Consider the following 6,421-nt stretch of genomic DNA (forward strand, 5'->3'; position numbering starts at 1 on the left):
TCCCCGCCGGCCCCGCCCGCGGCCACCAGTGCGCGGGCCGGGCCGGCCAGCCTGAGCCCGGTCCCCCCGGCGCACTCGACCGCCAGCGCCCCCTGGCCGGGCGCCGGCAGCATGACCTCAGGTTCGAGGATCTCCGTGACGGCGTCCAGCCGGTCCAGGCGCGCCAGACCCGCATACGCCAGAACGACGGCGTCGACCTCGCCGTCGATGGCCTTCTTCAACCGGGTGTCGACGTTGCCGCGGATCGCGACCACGTCGAGTCCGAGCCCGAGCGCCCGCAGCTGGGCCGCGCGGCGCGGGGCACCGGTGGCGACCCGGGCGCCCGGCCCGAGCGCGGCGAGCCCCCGCCCGCTGGGCGAGACGAGCACATCCCGAGTGTCCTCCCGGGTCGGGACGGCTGCCAGCACGAGGCCGGGCGGGGTGGCCGTCGGCAGGTCCTTCAGCGAGTGCACGGCCAGGTCGATCTCGCCGGCCAGCAGAGCGTCGCGCAACGCGCTGACGAACACGCCGGTACCGCCGATCTGACTGATCTCCGCGGGTGACCGGTCACCTGCGGTTACGATCGGGATGAGGTCGACCGCGCAGCCCACCCTCGCCCGCAACTGCGCGGCGATCATCCCGGATTGGGCCAGGGCGAGCGCTGAGCGGCGTGTCCCCAGCCGTAGCCGGCGACCCGTGAACCGGGCCAGCAACGTGGCGCCCGGGGCCGTCGAATCGGTTTTGGTGCTGGTCGGCTCCATCGCCGTCACGAACGCTCCACAAGATCAAGATCGGGCGCGGACACCACGGCGGGCACCTCGCGCGGAAGATCGAACAGTTCCCGCAGGGCCTCGGCGTAGGAATCGCCTCCGGGCGCCCCGGCCAGCTGCTGCACCCGCACGGTCGGGGCGTGCAGCAGCTTGTCGACGACGCGGCGAACCGCGCCCTCCACCAACTCCCACTCCCGATCGTCGAGGTCGGGCAGGCGGGACTGCAACCGGGCCAGTTCGCCGTGCACGACGGCGTCGGCATGCGCACGCAGGGCGACCACGGTCGGCGCGACCCGGCCCGCGCGGCGACGGTCGAGGAACCCTGCGACCTCGGTGGAGACCAGGGCGCGGACCGCCTCCACGTCGTGCGCCACCTGGGCGCCGTCGAGCGCGACCCGCAGCGCCTCCAGGTCAAGCAGGCTCACGCCGGGCAGGGCCCGCACGCCCGGGTCGATGTCGTGCGGCAACGCCAGATCGAGGAACACCAGCGGCCGCCCGCCGCGCCCGGGCAGCGCGGCGGCGACCAGGTCGTGCTCGACGACCAGGCCGGACGCACCGGTCGAGGAGATCACCAGGTCGGCCATGAGGATCTCGTGCGGGAGGTCGGCCAGGCCGACGGCCCGGCAGTCGTGCATCTCGGCGACCCGGGCCGCCCGGGCCGGGGTCCGGTTGGCGACCACGATCTGCGCGGCGCCGGCCCGGCGGGCGGTCTGCGCCGCCAACGAGCCGACTGCGCCGGCGCCGATGAGCAGGACGCGGGCGCCCGCCAGCGGCGGCGGCTCGACCACCGGCGTCGAGAACGCCGGAGCATCCCCGAGCTCGCTCACGGCCCCGCCCGGTGGCGAGACCGGGACGGCCGGCGCCTCGCTGAGAATCCCGAGGCTGGAGGCGGCCAGCCGGATACCCACCGCGACGATCGAGGCGCCGGCGGCGTCGATCGACGTCTCGGAGTGGGCCCGCTTACCGACCCGCAACGCCGCCTGGAACAGTCCGGACAGAGCGCTGCTCGCGACCCCGGCCGCCTGTCCGGCCCGGAAGGCGCCGCGCACCTGCCCGAGGATCTGCGACTCGCCGACGAGCATCGAGTCCAGCCCACAGACCACCGAGAACAGGTGGCCGACCGCGCGGGCGTCGTGGTGGACGTACAGATGACCGGCCAGATCACCGAGGTCGATCCCGCAGATCCGGCTGAGCTGGTCAGAGATGTCGGCCACGCCGCCGTGGAAGGTCTCGACGTCGGCGTAGATCTCGGTCCGGTTGCAGGTGGAGAGCACGACCGCCTCGGTGACGTGCGCCGCGGCGGTAAGATCATGCAGAACCTTCGGGGTGTCGTCGCCGGACACCGATGCCTGCTCGAGCAGCGTGGTCGGGGCGGTCCGGTGGTTGAGGCCCACCACAAGCAGGCTCATGACGCTCCGCCCTCCGCCGGAACCGCCTGCACCGGCCGCGTCTGTCCGGCTTGACGAGTCACCCGCACGACCCCATCCGTCTCGGTCCTCACCCTGTCTGTTCGGGGCGTTGCCCCGTCCGTGCCCGTCGTCACGCCCGCTGCGAGGGACGTCTCACCGGCATGCCCCGGGACCTCACCCGCCGGCAGCGGCGGCGGTGCCTGTCGGGCCCGGTCGGGCCTGACGCCGCGAGGCGACGCCCCGCCGGGGCCCGTCGCGCTGCCGGGGCCGGCCTGCGTGGACCCGTTGGGCGGCGCCTCGCGCGGCGAGGGTGGACGTTTCCGTGCCTCATGGAACGAAAGGATCTGAAGTTCCACGGCGAGGTCGACCTTACGCACGTCTACCCCTTCCGGCACCGACAGCACCGTGGGGGCGAAGTTGAGAATGCTCGTGACCCCCGCAGCGACCAACCGGTCACACACCTGTTGCGCCGCGGCGGCCGGAGTGCAGATCACGCCGATCGTGACCGCGCATTCGGCGATGACCTGCTCCAGCTCGTCAACGGGTCGGACGATGACCGCACCGACCCGTTCGCCGACCCGGTCCGGATCCGCGTCGACCAACGCCACGATACGGAAACCGCGGGCGTGGAAACCGCCGTAGCCGGCCAGAGCGTGACCGAGGTTGCCAACGCCGACGAGCACCACCGAACGGTCCTCGGTGAGGCCGAGCTTCGCGGCGATGCAGTCGAGCAGGACGTCGACCTCGTAACCGACGCCCCGCGTGCCGTAGGAGCCGAGATGTGACAGGTCCTTGCGAACCTTCGCCGGGGTGACGCCGGCGGCGGCGGCCAGGGTGTCCGAAGACACAGTGTGAACCCCACCCTCCGCCAGCGTAGTCAGTACCCGGAGGTAAAGGGGCAGCCGGGCCACCGTGGCCTCCGGCACCGCGGAGCGGCCGGAAAGCGGTTCACTGCGGGCTCGTCGCCGGATCACCGCTGGGCGACGCCGGGGCTGGCTCATCCGCGGCTCCGATCTGTGGGCGCGCGTCGTGGCCCGGAGCTGTGCGCCCGAATCCGTGGCCCCGCCGGCCTCCGGCACGCGGTTGCCGGCGCCACAAGTCGGCTGTCGACGGGCAGTGTACGACTTCGTGAAGGGATTCACGAAGTGCCGGGGAGAGCCCGACCAGCGGATCAGCGACCCCCGCCGGAACGCAACGACCACCGGCGTCCGGCCAGCGCCCGCCGTAGCCGATCCTCCTCTACTCGCCAGTAACCATGCTCCCGCCCGTCGACCAGGATGACCGGCACCCGGTCGCCGTACTCGTCGGCCAATCGCGGATCGGCATCGACGTCCAACTCGCGCCATCCGGCCCGCTCCTGCTCCGCCACCCGCATGATCGCGGCCCGCGCGGTGTCGCACAGATGACAGCCCTCCCGGGTGAGCAGGGTGATCCGAGCGCTCCCGCCGCCGAGCTCCGCCGGTCCCGCCCCGTCGTCGTCCATCTCCCGATGGTAAGTCGGCCGCGCAAGGCATTCCGGCGGTAGGCCGACGGTAGGCCGGCGGTAGGACAGTGACCCGGACCGGCACGACCACGATCTACGACTGCCGCGCGTTCGTCTTGCGGCTACACTCAGCTACCTGCGCCCTCACGTGCACCGGGCCCGCCGGCCCGTCCTGTCGCGACTGCATCCTCCGGAGCCGGGCTGTGACCGACTGCACGCTCGCCGACCTCGCCGCCGGCCTCGCCGCGGTGCGGCGCAATCCAAACGCGTGGTCGCGTCCACCGGTCCCCCTGCTGCCCACCGGCACGCAGATCCGCGCCACCCTGAGCCGGTTCTGGCTGGAGATCACGGCGCTGGCCGCTCCCCTGCCGGCGGTCGGGCCGGCCACCGCGGCGCCGCCCCCGGCGGGCGGTGCGGGCCCGGCCGCCGCAACGGCGCCCGCGCACCCGGCCGCCGTCGACACCGACGCCATCCGGCGAGGCTCCGTGACACGCCGCGGCCGGGCTGCCGCCGGGGGGCTCGGGGCGGGTTCCCCCACCCAGGACCGCGACGCGGCCGCCCCCGACGGCCCGACGGAGTCGGAGCGGGCCGCGCTCGTCGCGCGGGCCCGCCACGGCGACAGCGAGGCCTTCGGCCTGCTCTACGACCACTACGCCGAGCTGGTGTTCCGGTACGCGCTGTACCGGCTGGGTGGCGACCCGGTGGCGGCAGAGGACATCGTCAGCGAGACGTTCCTGCGGGCGTTGCGCACCATCGGCGCGTTCCGCTGGCAGGGTCGCGACATCGGCGCATGGTTCGTCACCATCGCCCGCAACCTGCTGATCGACCAGGCCCGCTCGGCGCGGCGCCGGTTCGAGATCCCGACCGCGGACGTCCTCACGGCGGCGGACGAGCGGATCACCGCGCTCGCCGTGCCTGGCCCGGAGGAGTCGATCCTCGCCGTGCTGACCCGCCGCGAGCTGCTGGACGCGGTCCGCCGGCTGCGCCCGGACCAGCAGGAATGCATCGCGCTGCGGTTCCTGGAGGGCCTTTCCGTCCGGGAGACGGCGCTCGCGATGGGGCGCAACGAGGGCGCCGTGCGGGCGTTGCAGCTACGTGCCCTGCGCGCCCTCGCCCGCAGCCTGCCCGCGGCGGGGCCGGCCTGACCCTGCTCGCCCCCCGGACCGGACCGGCAGTGCAAAGAGGATCTGCGGATCGCCCTTGGACCACGACATCTTTCTTGCCTCACCGGCACTTTTGCGCTGCCGGATCTGAGCCGCCTGCAGCCAGCGGTGGGGGTCGAGCCGTAGTCTGGCGGCGTGCCGACGAACCGAGGTGTGGAACCTGACGCGCCGAGGTGGTGACGACGAGTGGGCGGTGGGCCTGTCACCGCCCGGGCCGAGTGTCACCGTCCGGGCCGTGCCCCTCGCTCCACCGCGAACTGCATGGAGATGACTGATGAGGGTGCGACGCAGGGGTGTGGCCGAGATCAGGCAGGCGGCCGAGGCGGCCGCCATAGCCGCGTTGAAGGCTGCGGCCGAAGGGGTTCCCCGGCCCCCGCTCGACGAGTCCGCCGCCGCGTTCTTCGACGTGGACAACACGATGATGGCCGGCGCCTCGATCTTCTACTTCGCCCGCGGTCTCGCCGCGCGGGACTTCTTCGACTCCCGTGACCTCCTCCGGTTCGGTTGGCAGCACGTCACCTACCGGCTGCGCGGCCACGAGAACCCGGACGGGATGCGCGACGCCCGAGAGACGGCACTCGCCTTCGTGGCCGGGCGCTCGGTCGCCGAGATCGTCCGCTACGGCGAAGAGATCTACGACGAGCGCATGGCCGAGCAGATCTACTCCGGGGCGCACGCCCTGGCCCAGCAGCACCTGGACGCCGGCCAGCGGGTGTGGCTGGTCACCGCGACGCCGGTGGAGCTTGCCTCGGTCATCGCCCGGCGACTCAACCTGACCGGCGCGCTCGGCACGGTCAGCGAGGTCACCGACGGCACCTACACCGGCCACCTGGTCGGTGGGCTGCTCCACGGGCAGGCCAAGGCCGAGGCGGTGCAGGCGCTCGCCGAACGGGAGGGGCTGGACCTGACCCGGTGCTGGGCCTACTCCGACTCGATCAACGATCTGCCGATGCTCTCGCTGGTCGGCCACCCGGTGGCGATCAACCCGGATCCCGACCTGAAGACGGTCGCCCGGGAGCGGGAATGGCCGATCAAGGACTTCCGCACGGCCCGAAAGGCAGTCAAGATCGGCATTCCGGCGGCGGCCGGCGCCGGCGCACTGGCCGGCGGCGTCGCCGCCGGCATGGCACTGCGTCGCCGGGTGGTCAGCGCCTGACCGCCGCCGCGGCGCGACGCGGCGGCGCCGGGCGGCCACGGCGCCGTCCGATCAGAAGAACACCGACCGGCGTTGCATCAGCAGGCTGTACAGCGTGTGCTGGATGGTCTCACGGATGCGGTCAGTGAGCTCGAAGACGAGCATCGGATCGTCCGCCGCCTCCGCCGGATAGGAGTCGGTCGGCACCGGCTCCCCGAACTCTATGATCCACTTCGAGGGGAGCGGGATCAGGCCCAGCAGGCCGAGCCACGGGAAGGTGGGCGTGATCGGCAGGTAGGGCAGGCCGAGCAGGCGGGCGAGCGACTTCGCGTTGCCGATCATCGGGTAAATCTCCTCGGCGCCGACAACCGTGCACGGGATGATCGGCACCCCGGCCCGCAACGCCGCCGAGACGAAGCCACCCCGACCAAAGCGTTGCAGCGTGTAACGCTCGTTGAACGGCTTGCCCACCCCCTTGAAAC

General features: G+C 72.9%; 6 protein-coding genes and 1 pseudogene. 2 read left to right on the forward strand and 5 right to left on the reverse strand.

Annotated features, from left to right (window positions below; genetic code table 11):
• From hemC to NBZ85_RS25905, 4 genes are all read right to left on the reverse strand, one after another.
• Window positions 1-749: hydroxymethylbilane synthase (hemC, locus tag NBZ85_RS25890; RefSeq protein WP_261562774.1), on the reverse strand; the 749-nt coding region annotated here is incomplete at its 3' end.
• Window positions 746-2,158 carry a glutamyl-tRNA reductase gene (locus NBZ85_RS25895; RefSeq protein ID WP_261554943.1) on the reverse strand — a complete coding sequence of 471 codons (1,413 nt, stop codon included), beginning with the start codon at window positions 2,156-2,158 and terminating at the stop codon, window positions 746-748. The genes NBZ85_RS25895 and hemC, both read right to left, overlap by 4 nt.
• On the reverse strand, window positions 2,155-3,159 hold the full coding sequence (locus NBZ85_RS25900) for a redox-sensing transcriptional repressor Rex (protein ID WP_261554944.1): 1,005 nt from the start codon (window positions 3,157-3,159) through the stop codon (window positions 2,155-2,157). Before NBZ85_RS25900 ends, NBZ85_RS25895 begins: the two co-directional genes overlap by 4 nt.
• 170 nt (window positions 3,160-3,329) lie before the next feature.
• A complete protein-coding gene (locus NBZ85_RS25905; RefSeq protein WP_261554945.1) occupies window positions 3,330-3,641 on the reverse strand; it encodes a glutaredoxin family protein in 312 nt (103 codons plus the stop codon).
• 203 nt (window positions 3,642-3,844) lie between these two features.
• Here NBZ85_RS25905 and NBZ85_RS25910 point away from each other — a divergent pair, with 203 nt between their 5' ends.
• Window positions 3,845-4,786 (forward strand): sigma-70 family RNA polymerase sigma factor, encoded by a 942-nt coding sequence (locus NBZ85_RS25910; protein WP_261554946.1) that lies wholly within the window; start codon window positions 3,845-3,847, stop codon window positions 4,784-4,786.
• 292 nt (window positions 4,787-5,078) lie between these two features.
• Complete coding sequence (locus NBZ85_RS25915) at window positions 5,079-5,960, forward strand: HAD family hydrolase (protein WP_261554947.1); 882 nt, start codon at window positions 5,079-5,081, stop codon at window positions 5,958-5,960.
• A gap of 51 nt (window positions 5,961-6,011) precedes the next feature.
• Here the strand turns inward: NBZ85_RS25915 and NBZ85_RS25920 are convergent.
• Window positions 6,012-6,421, reverse strand: a pseudogene (locus tag NBZ85_RS25920) (hypothetical protein); the annotation flags it as partial.

It is taken from the genome of Frankia tisae, from assembly GCF_025403405.1.
Taxonomy (GTDB): domain Bacteria; phylum Actinomycetota; class Actinomycetes; order Frankiales; family Frankiaceae; genus Frankia; species Frankia tisai.

Coding starts and splice junctions, on each gene's coding strand:
- NBZ85_RS25895 (WP_261554943.1), bottom strand. CDS start 2,158: ATGAGCCTGCTTGTGGTGGGCCTCAACCACCGGACCGCCCCGACCACG.
- NBZ85_RS25915 (WP_261554947.1), top strand. CDS start 5,079: ATGAGGGTGCGACGCAGGGGTGTGGCCGAGATCAGGCAGGCGGCCGAG.
- NBZ85_RS25905 (WP_261554945.1), bottom strand. CDS start 3,641: ATGGACGACGACGGGGCGGGACCGGCGGAGCTCGGCGGCGGGAGCGCT.
- NBZ85_RS25900 (WP_261554944.1), bottom strand. CDS start 3,159: ATGAGCCAGCCCCGGCGTCGCCCAGCGGTGATCCGGCGACGAGCCCGC.